Origin of the sequence: Streptomyces sp. NBC_01477 (genome assembly GCF_036227245.1) — a bacterium.
In the GTDB taxonomy this organism is placed as follows: Bacteria; Actinomycetota; Actinomycetes; order Streptomycetales; family Streptomycetaceae; genus Actinacidiphila.
Window position 1 is genome coordinate 8,190,490 of sequence record NZ_CP109445.1, and the last position, 25,681, is coordinate 8,216,170.

A 25,681-nucleotide genomic window follows, 5' to 3' on the forward strand; every position below is an offset into this window, starting at 1 on the left:
GGGTGCCGGGGCCTCGGCGGTGCTGGTCATACGCTGGTCCTCCGTCGGAGCGGCTGGGGAGCGGTTGCCGCAACAGACTACTTGTTGCGAACCGCTTGCAATAGCTTCCCCCGCCGGGTCCCGTTCACACCGCCCGGGATCAGCGCGGTGCCGCGGCCCGTACGTGATGGCGGCCGATCGGCAGCACCAGCGGGGTCCCCGACACCTCGTCGGTCACCACGCGGCTGGCGATGCCGAAGATCCCGCGCACCGTCTGCTCGGTGACCACGTCCGCCGGCCGGCCTTCCGCGGCGATCCTGCCGTCCCTCATGGCGATCGGGTGGTCGCCGTAGCGGCAGGCCGGATCACCGGCGCGCCGACGACCGCCGTCACGATGCCGACCTGGATCCCGCCCGGCCTGGCCGCGACCCGGCCCAGCACGTCGGAGACCAGCAGCAGCGTCGGCGCCAGCCGCATGGCGTACGGCAGGATCCACCGGTGGTCGGGGCCGGGCGGCGGCGCTGCGCTCGCGCTTCTACGGGCGGCTGAACGCCGCCGAACGCGCCGGCCTGTCGCTGATCCTGGTGACCGGCTCGCTGCTGGTGCACTCCGGCCGGGCCGGCCTCGGCGGGGCCACCGCGGCGGCCCTGCTCTTCATCCGGCTCTTCGACCCGGCCAATGTGCTGCTCGGGCCGGCGGCGACCCTCCAGGAGGCCGCCGCGGGGCTCGCCCGGCTGGTCGGCGCCGCGGACCTCACCGCCGACGGGTCCACGGCCCCCGGCGTATCCGCGGCGCCCGACGCCAAGGCCGCGGATGTCACGACCGCTCACGTCGCCGCGGACGGCCGCATCGTGGAGGAGGGCACGCACCGCGAACTCGTAGCGGCGGGCGGCCGTTACGCGGAGTTGTGGCAGGCCTGGTCGCAGCACACGGTCGTGCCGGAGAGCTTGGTCACAGGCGCCGGGAAAGCCGGGCCGATGTCCGTTCGTCCTGATTGACGCATGACAGAACGGACCCCTAGGCTCCACAGCGTAGTGATGACGTGGGAAAGCTGGTGGAAATCCAGCACGGTCGCGCCACTGTGATCCCGCCGCCGCACAGGCGATACGGGGAGTCAGAGAGCCGCTCATCACGACGCCCAGGGAACAGGGACGCACGATCCCCCAAGGAGGGCTCACCTTGAGTAGCATTTCCGCACCCCGCCCGGCAGCCACGCCGGTCGTCCTGCCGGTCTCGAAGGCCGTGCTGTGGCTGGTCGGCACCGCGATCCTCGCGCTCGCCGCCTACTACTTCGTCGGCGTCGACCAGGGTGCCGTCTCGGTCTTCGGCAAGGACATGCACATCCACGAGTTCGTCCACGACGCCCGCCACTTCCTCGGTTTCCCCTGCCACTGACACACCACCGGAACCCGAGGTACGGACAACTCGACATGGAAAAGAAGCTCATCCTGCGCGGCGTTCTGGCCGGCGCAGTCGCAGGGCTGCTCGCCTTCCTCTTCGCCCGCGTCTTCGCCGAGCCCCAGATCAGCAAGGCGATCGACTACGAGAGCGGCCGGGACGCCGCTCAGGCCGTGCTCGACAAGGCGGCCGGGCTGCCCGTGGAGGCGGCCGACCCCGACCTCTTCAGCCGCACCATCCAGGCCGACGTGGGCATCGGCGTCGGCATGATCGTGTTCGGCATGGCGATGGGCGCGCTGTTCGCCGTCGCCTACGCCGTCTGCCTCGGCCGGGTCGGCGGGCTGCGCGCCCGCAGCCTGGCCCTGCTGGTCGCGGCCGGCGGTTTCCTCGGCATGTACCTGGTGCCGTTCATGAAATACCCGGCCAACCCGCCCGCCATCGGCCACGAGGACACCATCAGGGCCCGCAGCGGCCTCTATCTGGTGATGGTGGTGTGCTCGGTGGCCTTCCTGGTGGGCGCCGCCTGGCTGGGCAGGCGGCTGCAGGCCAGGTTCGGCAACTGGAACGCCACCCTGCTGGCGGCCGGCGCCTTCGTCGTCGCCATCGGCGTCGTCATGCTGGTCCTGCCGTCGCTGGGCCATCTGGGCTCCAACAAGCAGCACTTCGGCAACCACGCCACCGAGACGCCGCTGCCGCTCACCGACGACGACGGCCGCATCGTCTACCCGGGCTTCCCCGCCGACGTGCTGTTCTCCTTCCGCTTCTACTCCGTCGCCGCGCAACTGCTGCTGTGGTCGGCGATCGGCCTGGTCTTCGCGCCGCTGGCCGAACGCCTGCTGCGGCCCCGGCCGGACACCGCCCCCGCGCGAGGGACGGCGCCCGTACCGGCATGACGCGCGACGCGTACGGCACGGCCGCGCCGGGCGCGGTGATCGAGGAGATCGCCGCGCTCGGGCCGTTCTTCGCCGTCTCCCTGCACCCGGCCGCCGCGCCGCCCGCCGGGCCGTGGCAGCCGATGAGCGGGCCGCTGCTCGCCGAGCGGGCCGCCGGCGTCAGGGCGTATCTGGCCGCGTCCGGCGGGCAGGGGCCGGACGCGGTCGAGCCGCGGGTCGCCGCCTCGGTCGCCCATCTCGGCCTGGCCGCGCGGCTGGTGTCGCCCGCACTGGCCGCGGCGGTCCTGTACGGGCGCCCGCTCCACTACGACCTCGACGCGGTGCGCTGGCAGCCCGCACTGGGCGGCCCCGTCCCGGTCTCGCTGCCGGACGACGCCCTGCGCCCGCCCGTGCCCGCGCCCGACCGGCTCGCCGACGCGGCGGCCGGACACATGCTGGACGGCCCGCTCGCCGAACTGGCCCGCCGCCTGGGGGCGTTGGGCGTCTCCCCGCACATCCTGCTGGGCAACACCGCCTCCGCGGTCAACGGTGCCGCGACCGCGCTGTCCGCGGCCCGCCCCGAACTCGCCGCCCGCGCCCGCGCCTTCGCCGCCCTGCTGCTCGACCGGCCGCCGCTGAGCGCGCAGAGCGCCCGTACACCCGCGGGCGCCTTCCGGCGGCGCAGCTGCTGCCTGATCTACCGCGCCGCCCCCGACCGCGGGGGCGCCCTGTGCGGTGACTGCGTCCTGCGCGCCGCGACCGGCTGACCCCGCCTCCGCCTCCGCCTTCGTGGCCCGATCCGCCGTTGCGCTGTCGATCCTCACGTACAGTGCGGCCAAAGGGTGTTCGGATCCGTACTCACCAACGGGTCCTGGATGTCCTCCGCCCGTGCCAGGAGGGCGAACCGCAGGGCTGTGCGTCGCGTGTGCGCGCCCTTTGGACGGGCCCAGGTATGCCGGAGAGGTTGGTGCCCTGGTGAAGGCAGCCGTCGAGAGCTTCGACGCGTCGCGTGATGCGCGTTTGGCGGCCTACAGCGCCGTCTCCACATCGCTGGCGCTGTGCAGTGATCACGAACTGCGCGACCTTGTGGACACGGCCGCGCCGATAGGTTCTGGCATCGGCGGGACCTCGGCGCTGCTGGAGGTCGGCGGAACCCCGGTCTTCGTCAAGCGGCTGCCGCTGACCGATCTCGAAAGGCAGCCGGGGAACGTCCGGTCCACGGCGAACCTCTTCGGGCTACCGACCTTCTGCCATCCCGGCCTCGGGGTGCCAGGAGGCCCGGGTTGGGGGGCCTGGCGGGAATTGGCCGTGCACACCATGACGACGAACTGGGTGCTCGCACAGGATCACGAGGGCTTCCCGCTGATGTACCACTGGCGGGTGCTGCCGCACCCCGGGCAGGTGCTGCCCGAGCAACTGGCCGACGTGGAGAAGGCAGTCGCCTACTGGGGAGGCGGGCCGCAGGTGCGCCACCGGATCGAGGCGCTGCGGGACTCCTCGGTGAGCGTCGCGCTGTTCCTGGAGTACATCCCGCAGAACCTGCACGACTGGCTGGACGTCCAGGTCAAGGCCGACGGTGATACGGCCGAGCAGGCATGCACCATGGTGGCGAGGGAACTCCAGGCCGGAACCTCCTTCATGAACGCCCGCGGGCTCCTGCATTTCGACGGCCACTTCCAGAACATCCTCACCGACGGCAGACGCCTGTTCTTCACGGACTACGGCCTCGCGATCTCCTCCCGGTTCGACCTGTCGAAGGAGGAGGCCGGCTTCTTCGCCGCACACCAGACCTATGACCGCTGCTACACCGTCACCCACCTGGTGATCTGGCTCGTCACGGCCCTGTACGGGTACGAGGGGGACGAGCGCAGCGCGTTCGTGCGCGCCTGCGCCCGCGGCGAACCTCCCACGGGCATCCCGCCGCGGGTCGCGGCGATCCTCACCCGCTACGCCCCGATCGCCGAAGTGATGACGGACTACTACCGCGAGTTCCGTTTCGTGAGCAGGCAGACCCCGTATCCGCGGGAGGCGATCCGCCGGATCGGCGGGCCGGACAGCTCGTTCACCATCTGACGGGCCTCGGCGGCCGACAGCCGGCCTGGACGATCTGCCGGCCCGGCCCGGCCGACACCCACCGGCCCGCGGGCCACCCCCTGGGCTGCTCCCTCCGCTGGCTGACTTCCATCGCTTGGCCGGCCGTCGTTCCCGGCGCCGCGCCGCACCGCCGGAAGGCCGTCGCGGGCGTGCGCGGGGCGGTGGAAGCAATGCTCGACACCGGTGTGCCGGGCCGTCGTATGCCCGTGCGCCCTCAACCGGTTCATGGCCGGCGGGTACGGTCCCGCGGCGCCCGCGCGGAGCGCTTTCAGCCAATATAGCCGTACATCTGTCATGGACAGGTAAATAACCTGACACTGTGCATCCGTGCGTAACCGTACGGGCAACCCCCACACACCCAGCGGAGGAATCCGTCCCATGCGAAGAATCAGCTTTCTCGTCGCCGCTCTGACGGCGGCGTTCGCGGCCGCCGTCGCCCCGGCGGTAGCGGCCACCCCCACCGCGGCCGCGCTTCCCGTCCTCAGCCAGACCGTGCCGGGCGGCCCTCCCGTCAACCCGGGCGACCTCCTGACCTCGTCGCTCACCCCGGGCACCACGCTGAACTTCACCACCGCCCCCGGCGGCCCGGTCGGTCTGTTCTGCAAGCAGTCCAGCTGGCGCGGCCAGGTACTGTCCAACCCGCCCGCACCGGGCACCGCGGTGATCAATCTGCTCAACCCGGTCATTATCGCGGGCTGCTTCGACAACTCGCCGACCGTCACCGGCGTCACGAGCGTCACTGTCGGCAACCTCCCGGCGACCATGACGGTCAGTGACACCTCGGGCTACCCGATCCAGATCCTGCCGTCGACCGGTCCGCTGGTGATCGCCTACACCGTGACGACGACCGGCCCGACCGTCACCTGCGTCTTCCAGGCGGGCGGCCCGGTGAACGGCAACACCGGGCCCGGCGGCGCGCCGTGGAAGTTCGTCAACCAGCCGTTCAAGCTGGCCAGCGGGTCCCTGCCGGCCTGCGGCACCTCGCCGACCGCGTTCCTGACCGTCCAGTACAGCCCCGTACTGGACGCGTCAACGGGCGGCGCCACCGTCTACGTGAACTGATCCGATAGCCCGGCCCACCCGCCGGGCACCTCCCGGGGCGGCCGGAAACACCCGCTCCGGGAGGGGGCGACGTGTGCCGCCTGCCGCCCGGCGCCCGGCGCCCGACGTGTGCCGCCTGCCGCCCGGCGGCTGACGCAGAGGCCAGGGGCGCGGCGCCGACGCGGCGATGCCGTCGAGGAGAAGCTGGACCTTGCGGTGGAACCACGCTTCGGGGGAGCGTTCGCCGACCCGGCCGAGCGCCTCGGCGACAGCCGACCCGGCAGCGGTCCGGCCGTCCTCCTCACCGGGGTCCGCGACGGGTGCGCGGCGCGGCTCCACCGCACTCCCGGACCCGGAGTCCGCCTCCCCGGCGGCCCGGCCGGCCAGGAAATACAGCAGCACCTGCTCGTGGAGCATGTCCTGCGCGAGCACCGCGGACTCCGCGTCGAAGCCCATGTCCACCAGTACCGACGCCGTCCTGACGCCCTGCCGGGCGAATTCGGCGAGCCCGACCCGCAGGCCGGCGATCCGCAGCGCGAGCCCCGGGTACTGCTCGAACAGCCGGAAGGCGGCGCGGGCCACGGCGCGCAGATACGGCCGCCAGCCGGCGGTCGGCGCGGGCCAGTCGACCGCGGCGACCACCTGGTTCGCCGCCGCCGCGACCAGCTCGTCCTTGGTCGCGAAGTAGCGGTAGAGCGTCGAGTGCGTGACCCCCAGCCTGCGCGCCACCGCGCTGACGCTCATCTCCTCGAAGCCCACGTCGACCGCGGCGTCCACAATGGACCGCCGGTTGACCTGCGGCGGCCGGCCCGGCTTCGGCACCCGCAGCCGGGCGTTCAGCTCGGGGTGCGCGGGCAGGCGCAGCGGCGGGGATCCGGCTGGCGGGCGTGGCATGCGGCAATTGTCGCCGACGATCCCCGCGGGGTCCGCCGGTCCGCGTACCGGCTCGACCGGCCTCGACCTCCGGCTGGCGTACGGGCTTGTCCGGCCTCGGCCTCCGGCCGACGTCGAGGTGCCCCGGACGGGCGGCGGATTAAGGACGAGGCCGTTCCGTTCGGGTGCGCGGCAGGCTGCCGTGCGGGGGCGCCGACGTGGTGGAACCGGGACGGCGGGCAGGCGGAGGGTTCTTCGCCCGGCGACGCCCATGCCGCTGCTCCCCGTCAGGAACAAGGCCGGCTTCACCCGGCAATGACAGGCTGTTCGCAGGAGGTGGGGCGGGGGCACCAAGCCGCACGCACGCTGTGCCACACTCCGGTGGGTGAAACAGATCTACGTCATCGGCATCGGAGCGGGTGACCCCGAGCAGCTCACCCTCCAGGCGGTCCGCGCCCTGGGGCGCGCCGATGTGTTCTTCCTGCTGGACAAGGGGGAGGACAAGGCGGGCCTGGTGCGGTTGCGCGAGGAGATCCTCGAACGGCATGCCGCCCGCCCGCACCGGGTGGTCGTCGCCCGCGACCCGGACCGGGACCGTACGGCCGCAGGCGGGGCGTACGCACCGGCCGTGGACGACTGGCGGCGGCGCCGCGCCGACATCTACCAGCGGCTGATCGCCGAGGAGTTGGCCGACGACGCCTGCGGGGCCTTCCTGGTCTGGGGCGATCCCGCGCTCTACGACAGCACCCTGGCGATCCTGGAGGACGTGCACGCGCGCGGCGGCATCGCCTTCGACTGGACGGTGGTGCCCGGCATCAGCAGCGTCGCGACGCTGGCCGCCCGGCACCGCACCGGGCTCAACCAGGTGGGACGCCCGGTCCAGATCACCACCGGGCGGCGGCTCGCCGACGAGGGCCTGCCGGACGGCGTGGACGATGTGGTGGTGATGCTCGACGCCCGCCAGGCCTTCGGCGCCCTCGCCGGCCAGGGCCTGCACATCTACTGGGGCGCCTACCTCGGCACCCCCGACGAGATCCTGCTCGCCGGCCCCCTGGACGAGGAACTGGCCGACCGCATCCGCACCGTCCGAGCCGAAGCGCGCACCCGCAAGGGCTGGATCATGGACACATACCTGCTGCGCCGAGGCCCGCACGAATCGGCCGCGCCCCGTTGACGCTGCGGGTGCTGATCCTTGGTGGGACCGCAGAAGCCCGCGCGCTGGCGGACATGGTCGCCGGAGACGCGGGTCTGGACGTGACCACGTCCTTCGCGGGGCGTACTCCGGAGCCGCGGCTGCCCGCGGGGCAGGTCAGGACCGGTGGGTTCGGCGGCGTGGAAGGGCTCGCCGGGTGGCTGCGCGAGCAGCGGACCGACGCCGTGGTCGACGCCACCCATCCCTTCGCCGAGGTGATCAGCCGCAACGCGGCGCAGGCGGCCGACGCCACCGGCGTACCGCTGGTGGCGCTGCGCAGGCCCGGCTGGAGCGCGGGGGAGGGGGACCGCTGGCACTGGGCGGACACCCTTGCCGGGGCCGCGGCGCTGCTCCCGGCGCTCGGGCGCCGCCCGTTCCTCACCACCGGCCGCCAGGACCTGGCCGCCTTCGCCGGCCTCCCGCTGCGCTTCCTGGTCCGCGCGGTCGCCCCGCCGCTCCCGCCGCTGCCCGCGCACTGCCATGTGCTGCTCGACCGCGGCCCCTTCACCCTCGACGCGGAACGCGCGCTGCTCCGCGAGCACCGCATCAACGTCCTGGTCACCAAGGACAGCGGCGGCCCCGCCACCGCCCCCAAGCTCACCGCCGCCCGCGAGGCCGCCCTCCCCGTCCTCGTCGTCCGCCGCCCGCCACCGCCCGCCGGGGTCCGTACCGTCACCACCCCCGCCGCCGCGGCGCACTGGCTGCGGACCTGCTGACGGCCCGGTCCCCCCGCGCCAACTGCCCGGGTCAACCGATCGGTTGACCCGGGTATCAACCCGCCCGCCGCGCACCGCACCCCGCTGGTCGATCCGCCACCCGCCGCCAGCGCGGGATTCTCGGTCCACGGCGGCGGAAAGCCGCCGCAAGGTCACCGGGAAAGGCCACGGCAATGACGGTCATCGAGGTCGAGCACCTGCACAAGCGCTACGGCGACGACATCGCGGTGCACGACGTGTCGTTCACGGTCCAGGAAGGGGAGATCTTCGGCATCCTCGGTCCGAACGGCGCGGGCAAGACGACCACAGTGGAGTGCCTGTCGGGGCTGCGGCCCGCGGACGGCGGCCGGGTGCGGGTCCTCGGCCTCGACCCGCGTACCGACCGGGCCGCCGTACGCCGCCAGCTCGGCGTGCAGCTCCAGGAGAGCGGCCTGCCGGACAAGCTGCGGGTGCGCGAGGCCCTCGACCTCTTCGCGTCCTTCTATCCCGACCCCGCCGACATCCCCGGGCTGCTGGACCGGCTCGGCCTGGCGGGCAAGGCCGCCGCCCCGCACAAGAGCCTGTCCGGCGGCCAGAAGCAGCGCCTCGCGATCGCCCTGGCCATGGTCGGCCGGCCCCGGGTGGTGGTGCTGGACGAGCTGACCACCGGGCTCGACCCGCACGCCCGCCGGGCCACCTGGGACCTCGTGGAGCAGATCCGCGACCAGGGCGTCACCGTCGTCCTGGTCACGCACTTCATGGAGGAGGCCGAGCGGCTGTGCGACCGGGTCGCGCTCATCGACTCCGGCCGGGTCGTCGCCGTCGACACCCCCGCGGGCCTGGCCGGGCGGGCCGGGCAGGAGCAGCGGATGCGCTTCCGGCCGTCCGCGCCGCTCGACGAGGACACGCTGCGGGCGCTGCCCGAGGTGACCACGCTGGCCCGGCACGGTCCCCAGGTCGAGCTGACCGGCACCGGCAACCTCGTCGTCGCCGTCACCTCGCTGCTGGCCAGGCGCCACATCATCGCCGCCGACCTGCGGGTCGACCAGGCCACCCTCGACGACGCCTTCATCGCCCTGACCGGCCACGCGCACGTGCCGACCGGCCCCGCCGACCCCCGCTGACCGCCCGCGCCGAACCGCGCCGACCGGTCACGCGGCACGTCCGCCGTCTGCCCGCGCCCGAGTCCGCCGACCCGCCACCCCGCACACCCGCCTCCGCGCAGACGACCCCGACCCGCCCCGCCCGACACCCCGTTCGAGGACGCCTCATGACCACCTTCGCCCCACTCGCCGCCCGTACGCCTGCCCGTATGACCGCCAAGGGCTTCCGCACCCTGACCGCCACCCAGGCCCGGCTGCTGCTGCGCGCGCCGGCCGCCCTGATCTGGCTCGCCTTCCCGCTGCTGATGCTCATCGTCTTCGGCAGCATCCCGGGCTTCCGCACCGCCACGGACGACCTCGGCGGCAGGAGCGTCCTCGACGTGTACGTGCCCACCATCGCCGCGATGGTGCCGCTGTTCCTGGGCTGCACCGCCCTGCCCATGACGATGGCGGACCACCGCGAGAAGGGCTTCCTGCGCCGGCTGTCCGTCAGCCCGGTCCCGGCGGCCGGGATGCTCGCCGCGCTGCTGACGGTCATCGCCGCCCTGGCCGCGGCCGGCATCGCCGTGATCACCGCCGTCGGCAGCCTCGCCTACCACGTCAAGGCGCCGGCGAACGCCGGCGCGGTCGCCGCCTCCTTCCTGCTCGGCAGCACCGCCGTCTTCGCCCTCGGCCTGGTGGCCGCCGCCCTCGCCCGCACGTCGGGCGCCGCCAGCGGCATGGGCGTCCCGCTGATGGTGCTCAACTTCTTCTTCAGCGGCCTGTACGTCCCGCTCGCCGAACTGCCGCGCATCCTCCAGCGGATCAGCGAGTACGTCCCCTTCGGCGCGGTGATGGCCGCCTGGGACGGCCGGGGCGCCCTGTGGCAGCACCTGGCGGTGCTCGCCGCGTACACCGTGCTCGGCGGTGTGCTGGCCGCCCGGCTCTTCCGTTGGGAATGATGGCCGGGTGAAAGCAGGACACGACGACAACCCCGACGTACGGTTCCAGCAGCTCCAGCACTATCTGCCCTACATCGGGCTGACGGTCTCCCTGGTACTGGCGCTCGCCCTCGGCCCCCGCACCGCGGCGTTCGCGGCGGTGGCCTGCGGGCTGTCCGCGGTGGCGGCGCTGTGGCTGCACTTCGTGGACCTGCCCTATCCGGCGCCCGCACGGCAGCGCGGCCGGGCGATCCTCTTCTTCGCCGGCCTGCTGGTCCTCATCGCCGCGCTGATCACGCTCAGCCCGTTCTTCGGCTTCTTCGGCTTCACCGGCTACTTGCAGGTGGCGCTGCTGCCCCGCGCCCTGTGGGGGCCGGCCATCGCGCTCAACGCGGCGCTGATGGCCACCACCCAGGTCGGCGGCGTCGGCAATCTGCACGGCGGCACCCTCGGGGTCTACGCGGGCCTGGTGGTCGTGAACATGGTCTTCGCCGGCGTCATCACCTTCCAGGGCATCGAGGAGGACCAGCGCAGCAGACGGCGGGCCGAGATGATCGACGAACTGGCCGAGGCCAACCGCCGGCTGCGCGAGACGATGCAGGAGAACGCGGGGCTGCACGCCCAGCTCGTCACGCAGGCCCGCGAGGCCGGCGTCCTCGACGAGCGGCAGCGGATGGCCGGCGAGATCCACGACACCATCGCCCAGGGCCTCACCGGCATCGTCACCCAGTTGGAGGCCGCCGAGCGCTTCGACGCCGACCCCGCGCGCCGCGCCAGGCACCGCGAGCTGGCCAGGACGCTGGCCAGGGAGAGCCTGGCCGAGGCCCGCCGCTCGGTGCAGGCACTGCGTCCGGGGCCGCTGGACGAGGCGGCCCACCTGCCCGACGCCCTGGACGACCTGGCGCGGCGCTGGTCGCAGACCTCCGGCGTCGAGGTCAGGGTCGAGATCACCGGCAGCGCCGTACCGCTGCCGCCGGCCGTGGAGGTCGTGCTCTTCCGCACCGCCCAGGAGGGCCTGGCCAACATCGCCAAGCACGCCGCCGCCTCCCGGGCCGGCCTGACGCTCTCCTACACGCACGAGGTGGTCATGCTCGACGTGCTCGACGACGGCGCCGGCTTCGACACCGCGCCCGGCGGCGACAGCTACGGCCTGACCGCCATGCGGCAGCGGCTGCGCCAGGTCGGCGGGACGCTGGAGATCGAGAGCAGCCCGGGCGACGGCACCGCCCTGAGCGCCAGCGTCCCGGCGACCACTGCGGAGACAGCCGCCACGGGAACGGCGACCGCCGGAACGACCGCCGCGGGAGCAGCCACCGCCGTAGCGGCCACCGCGGGAGCGGCCACGCCTCCACCTGGCGCCCGGCCTGCGGAAACCGCGACCCCGGCCCTCGGTCCGCTCCCGGCCGCGGGGGAGAATGCCGTGTGACCATTCGCCTGCTCATCGTCGATGACCACCCCGTCGTCCGGGACGGCCTGCGCGGCGTCTTCGACGGCGACCCGGACTTCACGGTCGCCGGTGAGGCCGCGGACGGAGCCGAGGGCGTGGACCGGGCCGTGGCGCTGGCCGTGGACGTCGTCCTGATGGACCTGCGGATGCCGCGCATGGGCGGGGTCGAGGCGATCCGGCTGCTGGCCGGGCGCGCCCCGGCGATCCGGGTCCTGGTCCTCACCACCTACGACACCGACGCCGATGTGCTGCCCGCGATCGAGGCGGGCGCGACCGGCTATCTGCTCAAGGACGCCCCGCGCGGGGAACTGGTCCGCGCGGTGCACGCCGCCCACCGCGGTGAGGCCGTCCTCGCCCCGACCGTGGCCAGCAGGATCCTCGGCCACGTCCGCGCCCCGGCCGCCGCCCCCGCCGCGCCGGAGACGACCCCCACCGACCGCGAGCTGGAGGTCCTGCGCCTGGTCGCCGCGGGCACCACCAACAAGGAGGCCGCCCGCCGGCTGTTCATCAGCGAGGCCACCGTCAAGACGCACCTGCTGCACCTGTACGCCAAGCTGGGGGTACGCGACCGCGCCGCAGCGGTGGCCGCCGCGTACAAGGCGGGCCTGCTCCGCTGACAGGCGCTCCCGCCGTGCGTGGGCGATGATGGAGGGGACCTGCAGCCCAGGCCGGGAGGCAGCCCATGGAATATCCGGAAACGTACGAGCTGGTGTTCCACGCCGCCGCTGTCGAGGACGACGCGGTACTGGTGCACCGTACCGACCGGTCCGGCGCCGGCGGCTACCCCATCTACCAGGACGACACCGGTATCGTCCGCGCGGAGATCAGCGCGGACGGCGAGGTCCGTATGGTCGCCAGCGGCGGCCACCAGTCCCCGGACGTGCCCCTCGTGGTGCGCTCCGTCCCGCGCTGACCGCGCTCGGCCCGTTCCCCCGCCCACCGCTCAGCCCGCACCGCCCGGCCCCGCGCCGTCGATCAGTACGGCGCGGTCCCGGGCGGCGATCACCGCGGCCGACAGGCTCTCGATGTCGTACGCCCCGTGGTGCCGCCGGCCGTTGATGAAGAAGGTCGGTGTGCCCGACACCCCGCTCAGGTCCGCCGATTCCACGTCCACCTCCACCCGGGCCGCGCCCCTTCGGGCGCGCAACGCCTCGTGGAAGGCGCCGACGTCGAGTTCCAGCTCCCGCGCGTGCGACAGCAGGTCCTTGACCTGCAAGGCGTCCTGCCGGGTGATGAGCAGGTCCCGCATCTGCCAGAACGCCCCCTGTATCGCGGCGGCCTCGGACGCCTCCGCGGCGAGCTGCGCGTGCGGGTGCACGTCGGGCAGCGGCAGGTGCCGCCACACGTAGCGGATGTCGCCGAAGTCGGCGAGCAGTTCGCGTACGACCTCCTCCGCCTGACCGCAGTAGGGGCACTCGAAGTCCCCGTACTCCACCACCGTCACCGGCGCGTCCAGCGGCCCGCGTACGTGGTCGCGCTCGGGGTCCACCGGCTCCGCGAGGTCGACGACCGCCTCCGCGGTGCCCAGCAGCGCCCGCGCCTTGCGCTCCTTGGGCATCCGGGAGGTGATCAGCGCCACCAGCGAGGTGGCCAGCATCGCGAAGACCACCGCGCTGAGCACCCCGATCTTCGCCTGGTCCAGCTGCCGCCCGTCGAAGGCCAGCGTCGCGATCAGCAGCGACACCGTGAAGCCGATACCGGCGATGGCGCCGCCGCCGGCCACCGCGCCCCAGCCCACCGGCGGCCGCATCCGGCCGCCGCTCAGCTTCGTCGCCAGTACCGAGGCGCCGAAGATGCCGATCGGCTTGCCGAGGCCGTAGCCGAACAGGATGCCCAGCGTGATCGGCGAGGTGAAGGCGCTCGACAGCAGCGAGCCGTTGATCTCGATACCGGCGTTGGCCAGCGCGAACAGCGGCACGATCGCGTAGCTGGTCCACGGGTGGTACAGCCGCTGGAGCCGGTCGTTGGGCGACAGAGCGGAGGCGATGCCCTGCCGCGCCTCCCGTTCCAGCTCCGGCGTCGGCTGCTCGCGGAAGGACCGGAACAGCCCGCTGGCCCGCTCCAGCGCGTCCCGCGAGGCCGGGTAGGCGTACGACATCAGGCCCATGAGCAGGCCCACCACCACCGGGTCCACCCCCGAATGCAGGAACGCCACCCAGGCCACCACCCCCAGCAGCGCGTAGACCGGCCCGCGCCGCGAACCGGTCCTGCGTACCAGCACCGCCAGCACCAGCACGCCCACGCCGACCAGCAGCGGTGTCCACGACAGGTGGTCGCTGTAGGCGACGGCGATCACCGCGAGCGCCAGGAAGTCGTCGACCACCGCCACGGTGAGGATGAAGGTGTGCAGCCGGCGCGGGAAACGCGACCCGAGCAGCGCCAGCATGCCCAGCGCGAACGCGGTGTCGGTGGACATCGCGGTGCCCCAGCCGTGCGCGGAAGGACGGCCCGAGTTGATCGCCAGATAGATGACGATCGGCACCACCATGCCGCTGATCCCGGCCAGCAGCGGCAGCGGGATCCGCCGCCGGTCGCGCAGTTCCCCCATGTCGAACTCGCGCCGTGCCTCAAGCCCCACGACCAGGAAGAACAGCGTCATCAGCCCGCTGTTCACCCAGTCCCGCAGGTCCATGTCGATGCCGTGCGAGCCGAGCCGTACCGACAGCCGGGTCTCCCAGACCGTCGCGTAGTCGTCCGGTGCGATGTTCACCCACGCCAGCGCCGCCAGCGTCGCGGCCAGCAGCACCGCCGCGCTGCCGGTCTCGGTACGGATGTACGCCCACGGCGACGAGACCCCCGAACGGTCCCGTTCGGTCCGACCCGTCAAGGGCGTGGTGAAGCCCCGGAACATCCAGCCTCCCGCAGTTCAGGTATGACCGACACCCTGACACGTGCCGGCCGCCGCGGGCGCGTCGAACCGGCAGGTGGACACGGTTCGTTCCACCGGGAAGCCGCCGCTGTGGGGCCGCGGGGGGCTTCCTGGTGGGAGGATGGTGACAGCCGGACATGGGACGACGACGAGGGGGGCGGCCGGTGGTGGCGCGGGACGATGCTGTGATCGGCTGCACCGGCGAGCTGCTGGTCCGCACCCGCGGCGCCGAAGGGCCCGGCGAGGTCCTGGTACGGATCAGGGGCGGCACCGAGGCCTTTCTGGCCTGGTCCGACGATCCGCTGCCGAAGGGCACCACCGTGCTGGTGGTGGATTCCCGCGGCACGCGCCAGGTGGACGTGATCGAGTGGGCCGACCCGCTGGACGCCCCGGCCGGCTGAGCCGCGCAGACGAAGGAGAAGCAACAATGTTCGGTTATCGCGTACCCGCACCCGATGAGGCGATGCTGATCTCGGGCGGTCGCCGTGGACTGGGCGGTGCGCCCTTCCGGGTGGTCACCGGACACGGCAAGTTCGTGCTGCCGATCTTCCGCAAGACCCGCTTCCTGACCCTGGCGATGTGCGAGTCCGAGGTCGCGGAGACCTGCGTGACCCGGCAGGGCATCGCGCTGACGGTGAAGGCCGTCATCGCCTTCAAGGTCGGCAACGACCACGAGAGCATCGTCAACGCCGGCCAGCGCTTCCTGTCCGACCAGGACCAGATGTCGATCCTGACCGGCCGGATCTTCGCCGGCCACCTGCGCTCCATCATCGGCTCGATGACCGTCGAGGAGATCGTCACCGAACGGCAGAAGCTCGCCACCGAGGTGCTGGAGACCTCCAAGACGGAGATGGCCAAGATCGGCCTGAGCGTCGACTCGCTCCAGATCCAGTCCATCGACGACGGCGACACCGGCTACATCGACGCGATGTCGGCCCCGCACAAGGCCGCCATCCAGCGGCAGGCGCAGATCGCCCAGGCGCAGGCCACCCAGGCGTCGGTGGAGGCGCAGCAGGTCGCCGCCCGCAACCAGGCCGAGTACGCCCGGCAGACCGCCGTCGTCCAGGCCGAGTATTCGGCCCAGGTGGACCGCGCCCAGGCCCAGGCCGCGCAGGCCGGGCCGCTCGCGCAGGCGCACGCCCAGCAGGAGGTGCTCGCCGCCCAGACCGAACTGGCGCTGCGGGCCGCCGAGCTGCGCCAGCAGCAGCTGGTCGCCGAGATCGTCAAGCCCGCCGAGGCGGAGGCCGAGCGGATCCGGGTGCTGGCCGTCGCCGACGCCGAGCGGATGCGGATCCAGGCCGCGGCGGCCGCCTCGCACGACCGCGTCGCCCTCGACCGGATGATCATCGACCAGCTCCCGCAGATCGTGAAGGAGGCCGCGGCCGGCCTGTCCGGCGCGAACGTCAACGTCCTCAACGGTGCGGACGGCCTCAGCGAGATCGCCGCGGGCCTGGTCAGCCAGGGCCTGACCATCCTGGACTCGGTCCGCAAGAACCTCGGCCCCGACGGCAGCCCCACCGGTTCGCCGACCGGCGCGGTCGAGGTGCACGGCCGCCGCAAGTCCGGCGGCCAGGTCGACATCGACTGACCCGCACCTCGGAAGGGCACCTGGGGGCGCCGCGGATCCACCGGTATGCTGGACCGGCGGCAGCCCCCTTGCGGGGCAGTCGCACGGCGGTGGGGCCCGCCGTACCCGAACCACGGCGCGAGCGCCGTCAACGGTCCCTACTTGCGACGGGCACAGGTGTGCCCGTCTCCGGCGAGTAGGAGACGTACATGGCAGAGGCCCGTTCCCCCGAAGTGGACGACGAACCGGTCGACCCCGATGTCGACCTGCGCATACCCGCTCAGCGCGCCGAACTGCGCGCGGGCCAGGCACCGGTGATCGCCGTGGTGGCGCTGGGCGGTGCCATCGGCGCGAGCGCCCGCTACGGAGCCGGGCTGCTGTGGGCGACCGCGCCCGGCGCCTTCCCCTGGACGACGCTGGTGATCAACGCGGCCGGCTGCGCCGTCATCGGCGTCCTCATGGTCGTCATCACCGACGCCCGGGCGGCGCACCGCCTGGTGCGGCCGTTCTTCGGCACCGGGGTCCTCGGCGGATTCACCACCTTCTCCACCTACGCCGTGGACGTGCAGCGCCTGGTGGACCGGGGACAGGCGCGGACCGGCCTGGCGTACCTGTCGCTGACCCTGCTCACCGCGCTGGCCGCGGTCTGGGCCGCCGCCGCGCTGACCCGGCGGCTCGTCCGGTGGAGGCGGTCCGGCGTTCGCGGCGGGACCGGGAGGGCGGACCGGTGAACTGGATCCTCGTCATCGCCGGCGCCGTGGTCGGCGCCCCCCTGCGCTACCTCACCGACCGCAGGATCCAGGCCGGGCACGACACCGTCTTCCCGTGGGGGACGTTCACCGTCAACGTCGCCGGCTGCTTCATCCTGGGCCTGGTCACCGGCGCGGTGACGGCCGGCGCCGCCTCCTCCCAGGTCCAGCTGCTGGTGGGAACGGGCTTGTGCGGAGCGCTCACCACCTACTCCACCTTCTCGTACGAGACCCTGCGGCTGGCCGAGAGCGGCGCCCGCTTCTACGCGGTCGCCAATGTGGTGGGGAGCGTGGCAGCGGGGCTCGGCGCGGTCTTCACGGGGACGGCGTTCGCCCAGGCCCTCTGGGCGTAGCGCCCCGCAGGCCGGGGTCAGCCGCCGGCCGGTGCCGCGACCGCCGCTGCCGGGCGGGCGGTTCGCAGCCGCGGGCAGGTGGAGCAGGTCTCCGCCGGGCACACGGTGTAGTGCATGCAGCAGCCGATCCGGGTACGGGTCAGCCGCTCGGGACCCGGGTGGTCGTCGGGCAGCCGGCGGAAGGCCGCGCCGCCGGGGAAGGGCGAAAGCGGCCCGGGAAGCAGCCGGGCCGCGAGGTCGGCGCCGCGTTCCTCCTCGCCCAGGGCGCGGCCCAGGTGCCACAGCCCCGACACCAGGTCGTCGCCCACCATGCCCCACAGGGCGCGGGTGCCGCGCCGCAGGTGCGGCCGCAGGGCGGTGAGCAGCGGACGTACGTGGTCGGCGACCGCCCGGCGCAGCTCGGCCCGCAGGTCCTCCTCGCAGTCCAGCACGACGGCCTCCGCGCTGCCGGCCGCCCGGTCGCCGGGCAGGCAGGCGAAGACGCCGGGCGCGACCCGCAGCGTCCCGTCCGGCCCGAGCCGGACGTCGGCCGGACGCAGCCGCGGCACGCGCCGCTCCAGATACCACGGCCCGCTCATCAGCAGCCCGGCCGACCACAGGTAGCCGTGCAGGGCGCGCGAGGCCACCACGTCGTCGCGCGCCGCCACCCCGTAGGCGGCCCGGATCCGGTCGGCTTCGGCCGCCAGCCACGACTGCCGGGCCGAGGCGTCGTACGCCAGCCGGGCGCCGTCGACCCAGTCCTGCCCTGCCGCGCCGCCCGGCGCGGCGACGGTGAGGCCGAGCACGGGGCAGAGCGCGGCCAGCCGCCGGTAGGCCAGGACCAGACTCACGGATGCTCCCCGCAGCATTCTGAAAATAAAGTAAGGCTAGCCTAATCACGATCTTGACGCGCCGGCAACTCAACTCGCCGAGAGGTGAATTGACAACATTAGGTATGCCTAACCTAGGCTCGTCGGGCTGTGGGCCGCCCGCCCCCGACGGACCGGGCCGGTCCGTCTCCTCCGCGCGGAAGCTGATCTCCTGTGCAGATGTACCTGCTGGCCGTGAACCCGACCGACTCGGTCACCGAGGGGTTCCTGCCCGCCGCGCGTCGCCTCGGCCTGACCGTCACCGTGCTCACCGACCAGCCCGCGGCACACCGCGCCGCCGCGCCGGACGCGTACGAGGGCGTCGAGGTGCTGGAGTGCCAGGTCCACGACTTCCGGGCGGTGGTGGCCCGGATCTCGGCCCACCGGCGGCCCGACGCGGTCTTCAGCAACAGCGACCATCTCCAGGTCCAGACGGCACTGGCCGCCGGGTACTTCGGGCTGCCGGCCAAGGACTGGCGGGCGGCGCTGCGGACGAAGGACAAGGCCGAGATGCGCCGGCGCCTCGCCGCGTCCGGCCTGCCCGCCGATACCGCGGTACGCGCCGCCGAAGTGCCCGCGGGACACGATCCCGGCAGCGCCCTGGACGGGCAGGGCATCGGCTACCCCTGCGTGGTCAAACCTCGGGAGGGAGTGGCCAGCGAGGACGTCGTCCTGGTCGGGGACCGGGCGGAGCTGGTGGCCCGCTGCGCGCAGATCAGGTCCCGCCGCCCGGACGCCGCCCTGGTCGTCGAGGAATTCCTGCCCGGCGGGCTGCGCACCCTGGAGACGCTCGGGGACGGCGCCGCCCGCCGGGTGCTGGGCGGCTTCCGCACCCGGCTGTCCCCGCCCCCGTACTTCATCGAGGAGCGGCTGACCTGGGACCCCGACCGGTCCGGGCCCGTCGTGGACCAGGTGCTGGCACAGCTCGACGCCCTCGGGGTGGGATTCGGCGCCTGCCACACCGAATTCGTCGTGGACCGCGGCCGGGCCCGGCTCGTCGAGGTGAACTACCGGGCCATCGGCGACCAGTGCGACCTGCTGCTGGCCGACCTGCTCGGGGTGCCGCTGTTCGAGCTGATCCTGCGCGTCCATCTGGGTGAGCCGCTGCCGCCCGACCCGTGGCCCGCGCCGTCCGGACGGGCGGCATGCCTCGCCTACCCGTACGCCCGCGAAGGCGGCACGCTCACCGCCGCTCCCGACCCCGAGGACCTGGACCTCGACGGGGTACGGCTGGCCTACCGGCCGCTGCGGGCCGTCGGCAGCCACCGGCCGCTGCACCACACCAACCGCGATCTGCTGGGCGTGGTGCGGGGCATCGGCGCCGACCAGGAGACCGTGGACCACGCCGTGGACGCCTTCGTGGCCTCCCGGAAGTGGGAGATCACCGCGTGACGCCGGCCGGCCCGCGGGACCGGGCCGCCCGGCCGCCCGGCGCGGCCGACGCCGTGGAGGGCGAACTGCTGCTGCGGGTGCTGAGCACCCTGCTCCGCGAGGACGTCTGCGGGCTGCGCACCCGTACCACCGCCGAGGACCGCCCGGACGGCCGCTGGCTGCGGCTCGGCGGCCCGGGGGAGGAGGCCCTGCTGCTGCCGGTCGGCGAGGACGGCTTCCAGAGCGAGTACGCGGCCCGGCTGCCGCTGCTGCGCGCCGAACCGGCGCCACTCGCCGAGGCCGACGGGACCGTGCCCGCCGGCCGCGGCGGCCGGGAGCTGACGAGCGGCGAGGACGTCCTCGCCGCCCTGGCCCGGTTCGCCGCGCCCGAGGACGCGGCCGGCTTCGAGGCGTTCGCGGCCGAGTACGACGACGCGCTGACCTCGCTGCGGCTCCAGGACGCCACCCGCGAGGAGACGATGGCCAGGCTCACCGCCCGCCACGGCCCCGATCCGGCCGCCTGGCGGGGCCAGGCCGCGTCCCTGGCGTTCGACACCCTCGCCGCCCGCCGCGGACACCCGCTCTATCCCACGTCCGCCGCCCGTACCGCCTGGAGCGCCGGCCAACTCCTGCGGTTCGCACCCGAGTTCGCGCCCCGCTTCCCCCTGCGCTGGCTCGCCGTGCCGCGCACCTCGCTCACGCTGAGCGCCCCGGCGCCGGGCGTAGCGGAGGGCGTACCGGAGCGTGGCCCGGCGGGCGTACCGGCGCTCGGATCAGCCGGCGAACCGCTCACCGCCTTCTGGCCCGCGCCCTCCGACCTCGGGCTCACCGGGCTCGACCGCAGCCATGTCGCCCTGCCCGTGCACCCGCTGACCACCGCCGGCCCGCTGCAACAGGCCCTGCGCACCGCCGGCCTGGCCGAGGACGCGGTGCTCGCCGCCCGCCCCTTCCTGACCGCGGAGCCCACCCTGTCCACCCGGACGGTGGCGCTGCCCGCGCACCCCGGCGTCCACCTGAAGCTGCCGCTGGCCACCTCCATGCTGGGCCTGCTCAACCGGCGCACCATCAAACCCGGCACTCTCGTGGACGGGGCCGCCGCCCAGCGGCTGCTGGCCGCGGTGACGGACCGCGAGCCGCGCTTCCAGGGGCTCGTCCTGCACAGCGACGAGACCCGCTGGGCGCACACCGGCCATGAGCTGATCGCCGTGCTCGTACGGCGGCAGCCCGCCGGGCTGGACGACTGCACCGTACTGCCGCTGGCGGCGCTGCCCGCCGCCGCGCCCGACGGGCGGCTCGTGGCCGACCACCTCGCCGACCGCTGGACGGGCGGTGATCCGGTGGCGCTGCTGGACGCCGCCCTCACCCTGCTCCTCGACTGGCAGGCGACCCTGTTCGGCTACGGCATCGCCCTGGAGTCGCACCAGCAGAACGTCTCGCTGGTACTGGACGGCAGTGCCGGCAGCCCCCGGGTCCGCCTGCTGTTCAAGGACGACGACGGGCTGCGGATCAACCGGCACCGGCTCGCCGCCGCCCTGGGCCCCGGCGCCCCGGGACCCGCCGACTTCGACGACCCGCGGATCGTCGTGGACGACGACGGCCCGCTGCTGGCGCTCTTCACCACCATCACCGTCCACCTGTGCGCGGGGTCGCTGGCCGTCGCGCTGTCCGGTCCCGGCCGCGCTCCACTGCCCCGGCTGCTCGGGCTGGTCCGCCACCGCCTCGCCCAGGCGGTGGCGCGGCTCGGCGACTCTCCCGGCGGACCCGGAGCGGCGCTGCGCGCCGCGGTGCTCGAAGCCGACCGGCTGCCGGTCAAGGCGATGGTGACCGCGGGCACCCTGCTGACCAAGCGCCGCTCGGGCGCCTCCGACATCAACAAGCACTACACGACCGGCCCCAACTACCTTCTGCGCGAGCACTGATGACCTGGTCCTGCGTCCCGTCCGCCCCCTCCGCCACCGCCGCCCGCGATCTGCCCTCACCCGACGACGCGGTGGCCCACACCCTCCTCAACTGCCTGCTGCGCGAGGTCGCCGGCCCCGAGCAGTCGGCCGTGGTGACCCGCGGCCACCTCGTCCTGCGGCTGCCGTACAACGGGACACGGCTCCGGGTCGCGATCCGGCGCACCTCGCTGCTGGGCGCGCACCGCTTCACCGGCCCTGTCTCGCAGGACGCGGCCGGCGGGTGGTCGCCGATCGGCTGGCGCCAGGTCGCCGAGCACATCCGCGCGGAACTGGCCGCGCGCACCGGTCTGGCCAACGACGAATTCGTCGCCCAGGTCGCCGCCAGCCACCAGGGCGTCACCGCCGCGCTCGCCCTGCCCCGGCCCCGCCGCGGCACCGGCCCGCGCGCCTTCTACCTGGCCTCGGAGCGGTCCCTGGTCTTCGGCCACCGCTTCCACCCCGCCCCCAAGGCCCGCGACACCGGCCGTGCGGCCTGGCGGACGTACGCGCCGGAGGCCGCCGCTGTCTTCCCGGTGCGCATGCTGGCGGTCCGTGACGCGCTGGTCGTCGAGGAGCACGCGGAACCCGGGGCGACCGCGCCCCTGGACAGGCTGGGCCGGGCGCCCGCCGGCTACCGGCTGCTGCCCGTGCACCCCTGGCAGTTCGACCTGCTGCGGCGGCGCCCGGCGCTGGTGGCGGCCCTGCGCAGCGGCGACGTACGCGACCTCGGCGCCAGCGCCACCCGCTTCGCGGCCACCGCTTCGGTGCGCAGCCTCTACGACGGCGAGACCTTCCTGAAGTTCAGCCTGAACGTGCGGATCACCAACTGCCTGCGCAAGAACGCCTTCTACGAGCTGTCCGGCGCGGTCGCCCTGACCCGGCTGCTCGCTCCGATGGCCGCCGACCTCGCCGCGCGCTTCCCCGGCAGCGCGGTCCTGCGGGAGCCGGCGTACCGCAGCCTGGCGCTGCCCGGCCCCGGCGGTGAAGCCGATGTGGACCTGCTGGAGGGCTTCGGGGTGATCGTCCGGGAAGGCCTGGAGCGCCGCACGCGGCCGGACGCCACCGCGCTGCTGGCCGCCGCCGTCGCCGACGAATACCCCACAGGACCCGCGCACATCTCCCGCCTGCTGCCCGGCGGAGCCGGACCCGACGCGGTGCTGCGCTGGTGGCGGTCCTATCTCGGGCTGCTCGTGCCCCCCGTGCTGGCCGCGTACTTCGACCACGGGGTGGTGCTCGAACCCCATCTGCAGAACGTCCTGGTGTGCGTCGGCGAGGACGGGCTGCCGCTCCAGGTCCTCTTCCGCGACCTGGAGGGCACCAAGCTGCTGCCCGAGCGCCACCGGGCCGCGCTGGCCGGACTGCCCGAGCACATCGCGGACCCGCTCACCTACGACGCCGACCAGGGCTGGACGCGGCTCGCCTACTGCCTGTTCGTCAACAACATCGGCGAGATGCTGGCCGCGCTCGCCGACCTGTCCCCGGGCACCGAGCGGGCGCTGTGGGCCGCGGTGCGCCGCGTCCTGGCCGACTACGGCGCCCGGCACGGCCGCCAGCCCCGGCTCGACGCGCTGCTCGCGGGCGAGCCGCTGCCGGCCAAGGCCAACCTGCTCACCCGGTGGGAGCGCGCGGCGGACCGGCAGGCGGCGTACGTCCGGCTGCCGTCACCGCTGACCCCCCGGCCGGCTCCGGGCGACCGGCCCGCGCGGACGGCGAAGGAGCCGGCCGCGGGCCCGCCGGTGCCCTGCCCGGGCGGCCGGGACCGGCGAGGCGGCGCCGCATGGTGACCGCCCCCGGGCCGCGTGTGCGCGACGCCGCCCTGTCCCTGCCGGCAGCCGACCTGCCCGCCTACATCTACGACCTCACCGCGCTGGCCACCCACGCGGCGGCCGTCCGCGCCGCGCTGCCGTCCCGGGTGGAGCTGTACTACGCGGCCAAGGCCAACCCCGAGCCGCGGATCCTGGCCGCCCTCGCCCCGCACACCGACGGCTTCGAGGTCGCCTCGGGCGGCGAACTCGCCCATGTGGCCGAGGCGGTGCCGGGGCACCCGCTGGCCTTCGGCGGCCCCGGCAAGACCCCCGCCGAGATCGCCGCCGCCCTGGACCGCAAGGTGCGGCGCTTCCACGTCGAGAGCGCGCACGAACTGCGCGTCCTCGCCCACCTCGCGGCCGGCCGGCCTGCGCGGACCGGGCCGGCCCGGGTGCTGCTGCGCTTCAACCTGGCCGTCCCCCCGGGACTCCTGGCCGGCGGGGCGCTGGCCATGGGAGGACGCCCCTCACCCTTCGGGCTCGACCCGGTCGAAGCCGACGCGGCCGTACGGATGCTCACCGACGGGTCGTGCCCGGGACTGGAATTCGCCGGGGTGCACGCGCACCTCGCCAGCGGCCTGGCCGCGCCGGAACTGGCCGCCGTCGCCGCTGCCGTGGCGGACTGGTCGGCCGCACTGGCGCGGCGGCACGGCGTCGCCCTGCGCGAGCTGAACGTCGGCGGCGGCATGCACGTCGACTACGCCGATCCCGCCGCCCGCTTCGACTGGGCCGGATACGGCACGGCCCTGGGCCGTGTCGCGAGCGCCCACCCCGGAGTGGTGCTGCGCATCGAGCCCGGCCGCGCGCTGACCGCGTACTGCGGCTGGTACGCCACCGAGGTGCTCGACGTGAAGCGCAGCCACGGCGAGGAATTCGCCGTCGTCCGCGGCGGCACCCACCATCTGCGCACCCCCGCGGCCCGCGGCCACGACCAGCCCTGCGCCGTCCTGCCCGTATCCGACTGGCCGCACCCCTGGCCCCGCCCCGAGGGCGGCCCCGGCCCTGTCACCCTCGCCGGCCAGCTGTGCACCCCCAAGGACGTCCTGGCCCGAGCGGTGCCGGCCCCCGGCATCCGCGCCGGCGACCGGGTCGTCTTCGCCCTGGCCGGCGCCTACGCGTGGAACATCTCCCACCACGACTTCCTGATGCACCCGCACCCCACCGTGCGTTTCGCGGGCGGCACGGGCGCGGACGCCACGGCCGGTGAGGGACCGGCCGACCCCGGGTGAGCCGGGCGCTCACACCCCCCGCAGGTCCCTGACCCGCTGGAGCTTGCCCGCCGACCGCTCCAGCGTGCCCGGGTCCACCACCGTCACCTCGGCGCTGACCCCGACGCGGTCCTTGATGCCCCGGGCGATGGCGCCCGCCGCCGCGTCCCGCTCCGCGGGGCCGGCGCCGGGCCTGGCCTCGGCGCGTACCGCCATCCGGTCGAGGCGGCCGGCCCGGGTCAGCTCGACAGCGAAGTGCGGGGCCACCCCCGGGGCGCGCAGCACGATCTCCTCGATCTGGCTGGGGAAGACATTGACCCCGCGCAGGATGATCATGTCGTCGCAGCGCCCGGTGACCTTCGCCATCCGCCGGAAGGCGGGCCGCGCGGTGCCCGGCAGCAGCCGGCTCAGATCCCGGGTGCGGTAGCGGATCACCGGCAGCGCCTCCTTGGTCAGCGAGGTGAACACCAGCTCCCCGCCGGCCCCCGGCGGCTGCACCGCGCCGGTCAGCGGATCCACCACCTCCGGGTAGAAGTGGTCCTCCCAGATGTGCAGCCCGTCCTTGGTCCGCACGCACTCCTGCGCCACCCCGGGGCCGATCACCTCCGACAGGCCGTAGATGTCGACCGCGTCGATGCCGAAGCGCTCCTCGATCTCCTGCCGCATCCGCTCCGTCCACGGCTCCGCGCCGAACATCCCCACCCGCAGCGACGTCCCCCGCGGATCGACGCCCTGCCGCTCGAACTCGTCCAGCAGCGTCAGCATGTACGACGGGGTGACCATGATGATGTCCGGCCGGAAGTCCTGGATGATCTGCACCTGCCGCGCCGTCATGCCGCCGGACGCCGGTACGACCGTGCAGCCCGCCCGCTCGGCGCCGTAATGCGCGCCCAGGCCGCCGGTGAAGAGGCCGTAGCCGTACGCGATGTGCACGGTGTCGCCGGCCCGCCCGCCGGCCGCCCGGATCGAGCGGGCCACCACATCGGCCCACATCGACAGGTCCGCCTCGGTGTAGCCGACGACCGTCGGCCGCCCGGTGGTGCCGCTGGAGGCGTGCAGCCGCCGCACCCGCTCCCTGGGCACCGCGAACATCCCGAACGGATACGCCTCGCGCAGGTCCTCCTTGGTGGTGAAGGGGAAGTGCGCCAGGTCCGCCAGGCTCCGGCAGTCCTCGGGCCCGACACCGGCCGCGTCGAACTTGCGCCGGTAGACCGCCACATTGTCGTACGCGTGCCGCAGGGTCCGCCGCAGCCGGGTCAGCTGGAGTGCCGCCAGCTCCGCGGGGTCCGGATCACGGTCCATGGCGTCCACCCTCCGCATCCCACCGCCGACCGATCGTTCGGTCATGAGTCCAGGT

The 25,681-nt window shown here is 74.1% G+C and carries 26 protein-coding genes and 1 pseudogene; 21 read left to right on the plus strand and 6 right to left on the minus strand.

Going from position 1 to position 25,681, the window contains the following annotated elements:
• Positions 1-139: 139 nt before the first annotated feature.
• Together OHA86_RS35005 and OHA86_RS35010 are read right to left on the minus strand one after the other, a co-directional pair.
• The gene (locus OHA86_RS35005) at positions 140-310 is read right to left on the minus strand and encodes a hypothetical protein (RefSeq protein ID WP_329181881.1); all 171 of its coding nucleotides are present in this window, start codon (positions 308-310) and stop codon (positions 140-142) included.
• Positions 307-489, minus strand: a pseudogene (locus OHA86_RS35010) (iron chelate uptake ABC transporter family permease subunit); the annotation flags it as partial. The gene OHA86_RS35005 and the pseudogene OHA86_RS35010, both read right to left, overlap by 4 nt.
• 74 nt (positions 490-563) lie before the next feature.
• On the opposite strand from OHA86_RS35010, the gene OHA86_RS35015 reads away from it, so the two are divergent.
• The 6 genes from OHA86_RS35015 (at position 564) to OHA86_RS35040 (ending at position 5,405) form a co-directional block, all read left to right on the plus strand.
• Positions 564-977 (plus strand): hypothetical protein, encoded by a 414-nt coding sequence (locus tag OHA86_RS35015; protein WP_329181883.1) that lies wholly within the window; start codon positions 564-566, stop codon positions 975-977.
• A 181-nt stretch (positions 978-1,158) separates the two neighbouring features.
• Positions 1,159-1,374: a CbtB domain-containing protein gene (locus OHA86_RS35020; protein ID WP_329181885.1), complete on the plus strand. Its 216-nt coding sequence runs from the start codon at positions 1,159-1,161 to the stop codon at positions 1,372-1,374.
• A 35-nt stretch (positions 1,375-1,409) separates the two neighbouring features.
• Positions 1,410-2,270: a CbtA family protein gene (locus OHA86_RS35025; protein WP_329181887.1), complete on the plus strand. Its 861-nt coding sequence runs from the start codon at positions 1,410-1,412 to the stop codon at positions 2,268-2,270.
• Positions 2,267-3,016: a (2Fe-2S)-binding protein gene (locus OHA86_RS35030; protein ID WP_329181889.1), complete on the plus strand. Its 750-nt coding sequence runs from the start codon at positions 2,267-2,269 to the stop codon at positions 3,014-3,016. Before OHA86_RS35025 ends, OHA86_RS35030 begins: the two co-directional genes overlap by 4 nt.
• A gap of 208 nt (positions 3,017-3,224) precedes the next feature.
• Complete coding sequence (locus tag OHA86_RS35035; protein ID WP_329181891.1) at positions 3,225-4,322, plus strand: protein kinase family protein; 1,098 nt, start codon at positions 3,225-3,227, stop codon at positions 4,320-4,322.
• Positions 4,323-4,721: 399 nt separating this feature from the next.
• The gene (locus OHA86_RS35040; RefSeq protein WP_329181893.1) at positions 4,722-5,405 is read left to right on the plus strand and encodes a Tat pathway signal sequence domain protein; all 684 of its coding nucleotides are present in this window, start codon (positions 4,722-4,724) and stop codon (positions 5,403-5,405) included.
• Here the strand turns inward: OHA86_RS35040 and OHA86_RS35045 are convergent.
• Positions 5,373-6,278, minus strand: coding sequence for a TetR/AcrR family transcriptional regulator (locus OHA86_RS35045; RefSeq protein ID WP_329181894.1), 906 nt, complete (start codon positions 6,276-6,278; stop codon positions 5,373-5,375). The two genes, OHA86_RS35040 and OHA86_RS35045, sit on opposite strands and share 33 nt — an antisense overlap.
• Before the next feature lie 364 nt (positions 6,279-6,642).
• On the opposite strand from OHA86_RS35045, the gene cobF reads away from it, so the two are divergent.
• The 7 genes from cobF (at position 6,643) to OHA86_RS35080 (ending at position 12,527) form a co-directional block, all read left to right on the plus strand.
• Entirely contained in the window at positions 6,643-7,431 is a 789-nt protein-coding gene (cobF, locus tag OHA86_RS35050; RefSeq protein WP_329181895.1) for a precorrin-6A synthase (deacetylating), read from the plus strand.
• Positions 7,432-7,433: 2 nt separating this feature from the next.
• Positions 7,434-8,165: a cobalt-precorrin-6A reductase gene (locus OHA86_RS35055; RefSeq protein WP_329182675.1), complete on the plus strand. Its 732-nt coding sequence runs from the start codon at positions 7,434-7,436 to the stop codon at positions 8,163-8,165.
• Between the two features lie 173 nt (positions 8,166-8,338).
• On the plus strand, positions 8,339-9,268 hold the full coding sequence (locus tag OHA86_RS35060) for an ABC transporter ATP-binding protein (RefSeq protein WP_329181897.1): 930 nt from the start codon (positions 8,339-8,341) through the stop codon (positions 9,266-9,268).
• Between the two features lie 146 nt (positions 9,269-9,414).
• Entirely contained in the window at positions 9,415-10,188 is a 774-nt protein-coding gene (locus OHA86_RS35065; RefSeq protein WP_329181899.1) for an ABC transporter permease, read from the plus strand.
• Between the two features lie 7 nt (positions 10,189-10,195).
• Positions 10,196-11,593, plus strand: coding sequence for a sensor histidine kinase (locus OHA86_RS35070; RefSeq protein ID WP_329181901.1), 1,398 nt, complete (start codon positions 10,196-10,198; stop codon positions 11,591-11,593).
• Positions 11,590-12,231, plus strand: coding sequence for a response regulator transcription factor (locus tag OHA86_RS35075; RefSeq protein WP_329181903.1), 642 nt, complete (start codon positions 11,590-11,592; stop codon positions 12,229-12,231). Before OHA86_RS35070 ends, OHA86_RS35075 begins: the two co-directional genes overlap by 4 nt.
• 65 nt (positions 12,232-12,296) lie before the next feature.
• Positions 12,297-12,527, plus strand: a complete 231-nt coding sequence (locus OHA86_RS35080; RefSeq protein WP_329181904.1) for a DUF6296 family protein — start codon at positions 12,297-12,299, stop codon at positions 12,525-12,527.
• 30 nt (positions 12,528-12,557) lie between these two features.
• Here OHA86_RS35080 and nhaA read toward each other — a convergent pair whose 3' ends face one another.
• Positions 12,558-14,465 carry a Na+/H+ antiporter NhaA gene (nhaA, locus tag OHA86_RS35085; protein ID WP_443071943.1) on the minus strand — a complete coding sequence of 636 codons (1,908 nt, stop codon included), beginning with the start codon at positions 14,463-14,465 and terminating at the stop codon, positions 12,558-12,560.
• A gap of 185 nt (positions 14,466-14,650) precedes the next feature.
• Here nhaA and OHA86_RS35090 point away from each other — a divergent pair, with 185 nt between their 5' ends.
• From OHA86_RS35090 to crcB (OHA86_RS35105), 4 genes are all read left to right on the plus strand, one after another.
• Positions 14,651-14,884, plus strand: a complete 234-nt coding sequence (locus tag OHA86_RS35090) for a hypothetical protein (RefSeq protein WP_329182676.1) — start codon at positions 14,651-14,653, stop codon at positions 14,882-14,884.
• Between the two features lie 26 nt (positions 14,885-14,910).
• Positions 14,911-16,071, plus strand: coding sequence for an SPFH domain-containing protein (locus OHA86_RS35095; protein WP_329181906.1), 1,161 nt, complete (start codon positions 14,911-14,913; stop codon positions 16,069-16,071).
• 188 nt (positions 16,072-16,259) lie between these two features.
• Positions 16,260-16,781 (plus strand): fluoride efflux transporter CrcB, encoded by a 522-nt coding sequence (gene crcB, locus OHA86_RS35100; RefSeq protein WP_329181907.1) that lies wholly within the window; start codon positions 16,260-16,262, stop codon positions 16,779-16,781.
• A complete protein-coding gene (crcB, locus tag OHA86_RS35105; protein WP_329181908.1) occupies positions 16,778-17,152 on the plus strand; it encodes a fluoride efflux transporter CrcB in 375 nt (124 codons plus the stop codon). The genes crcB (OHA86_RS35100) and crcB (OHA86_RS35105) overlap by 4 nt, the downstream gene beginning before the upstream one ends.
• A 17-nt stretch (positions 17,153-17,169) precedes the next feature.
• Here the strand turns inward: crcB (OHA86_RS35105) and OHA86_RS35110 are convergent, their stop codons facing one another.
• Positions 17,170-18,000: an iron-sulfur protein gene (locus tag OHA86_RS35110; protein ID WP_443071944.1), complete on the minus strand. Its 831-nt coding sequence runs from the start codon at positions 17,998-18,000 to the stop codon at positions 17,170-17,172.
• 174 nt (positions 18,001-18,174) lie between these two features.
• On the opposite strand from OHA86_RS35110, the gene OHA86_RS35115 reads away from it, so the two are divergent.
• The 4 genes from OHA86_RS35115 to OHA86_RS35130 are packed head-to-tail and all read left to right on the plus strand — an operon-like array spanning position 18,175 to position 24,345.
• The gene (locus OHA86_RS35115) at positions 18,175-19,392 is read left to right on the plus strand and encodes an ATP-grasp domain-containing protein (protein WP_329181910.1); all 1,218 of its coding nucleotides are present in this window, start codon (positions 18,175-18,177) and stop codon (positions 19,390-19,392) included.
• Positions 19,389-21,290, plus strand: coding sequence for an IucA/IucC family protein (locus OHA86_RS35120; protein ID WP_329181911.1), 1,902 nt, complete (start codon positions 19,389-19,391; stop codon positions 21,288-21,290). The genes OHA86_RS35115 and OHA86_RS35120 overlap by 4 nt, the downstream gene beginning before the upstream one ends.
• Positions 21,290-23,095 (plus strand): IucA/IucC family protein, encoded by a 1,806-nt coding sequence (locus OHA86_RS35125; RefSeq protein WP_329181912.1) that lies wholly within the window; start codon positions 21,290-21,292, stop codon positions 23,093-23,095. Before OHA86_RS35120 ends, OHA86_RS35125 begins: the two co-directional genes overlap by 1 nt.
• A complete protein-coding gene (locus tag OHA86_RS35130) occupies positions 23,089-24,345 on the plus strand; it encodes a type III PLP-dependent enzyme (RefSeq protein WP_329181913.1) in 1,257 nt (418 codons plus the stop codon). Before OHA86_RS35125 ends, OHA86_RS35130 begins: the two co-directional genes overlap by 7 nt.
• Before the next feature lie 9 nt (positions 24,346-24,354).
• Here OHA86_RS35130 and paaK read toward each other — a convergent pair whose 3' ends face one another.
• On the minus strand, positions 24,355-25,644 hold the full coding sequence (gene paaK, locus OHA86_RS35135) for a phenylacetate--CoA ligase PaaK (RefSeq protein WP_329182677.1): 1,290 nt from the start codon (positions 25,642-25,644) through the stop codon (positions 24,355-24,357).
• Between the last annotated feature and the right edge of the window lie 37 nt (positions 25,645-25,681).

Excerpts from the sequence above, each read along its gene's own strand:
- OHA86_RS35005 (WP_329181881.1), bottom strand. The coding sequence starts at position 310 with ATGAGGGACGGCAGGATCGCCGCGGAAGGCCGGCCGGCGGACGTGGTC.
- OHA86_RS35025 (WP_329181887.1), top strand. The coding sequence starts at position 1,410 with ATGGAAAAGAAGCTCATCCTGCGCGGCGTTCTGGCCGGCGCAGTCGCA.
- OHA86_RS35030 (WP_329181889.1), top strand. The coding sequence starts at position 2,267 with ATGACGCGCGACGCGTACGGCACGGCCGCGCCGGGCGCGGTGATCGAG.
- OHA86_RS35040 (WP_329181893.1), top strand. The coding sequence starts at position 4,722 with ATGCGAAGAATCAGCTTTCTCGTCGCCGCTCTGACGGCGGCGTTCGCG.
- OHA86_RS35045 (WP_329181894.1), bottom strand. The coding sequence starts at position 6,278 with ATGCCACGCCCGCCAGCCGGATCCCCGCCGCTGCGCCTGCCCGCGCAC.
- OHA86_RS35060 (WP_329181897.1), top strand. The coding sequence starts at position 8,339 with ATGACGGTCATCGAGGTCGAGCACCTGCACAAGCGCTACGGCGACGAC.
- OHA86_RS35065 (WP_329181899.1), top strand. The coding sequence starts at position 9,415 with ATGACCACCTTCGCCCCACTCGCCGCCCGTACGCCTGCCCGTATGACC.
- OHA86_RS35080 (WP_329181904.1), top strand. The coding sequence starts at position 12,297 with ATGGAATATCCGGAAACGTACGAGCTGGTGTTCCACGCCGCCGCTGTC.
- nhaA (WP_443071943.1), bottom strand. The coding sequence starts at position 14,465 with ATGTTCCGGGGCTTCACCACGCCCTTGACGGGTCGGACCGAACGGGAC.
- OHA86_RS35095 (WP_329181906.1), top strand. The coding sequence starts at position 14,911 with ATGTTCGGTTATCGCGTACCCGCACCCGATGAGGCGATGCTGATCTCG.
- crcB (WP_329181907.1), top strand. The coding sequence starts at position 16,260 with ATGGCAGAGGCCCGTTCCCCCGAAGTGGACGACGAACCGGTCGACCCC.
- OHA86_RS35110 (WP_443071944.1), bottom strand. The coding sequence starts at position 18,000 with ATGCTGCGGGGAGCATCCGTGAGTCTGGTCCTGGCCTACCGGCGGCTG.
- OHA86_RS35125 (WP_329181912.1), top strand. The coding sequence starts at position 21,290 with ATGACCTGGTCCTGCGTCCCGTCCGCCCCCTCCGCCACCGCCGCCCGC.
- OHA86_RS35130 (WP_329181913.1), top strand. The coding sequence starts at position 23,089 with ATGGTGACCGCCCCCGGGCCGCGTGTGCGCGACGCCGCCCTGTCCCTG.
- paaK (WP_329182677.1), bottom strand. The coding sequence starts at position 25,644 with ATGCGGAGGGTGGACGCCATGGACCGTGATCCGGACCCCGCGGAGCTG.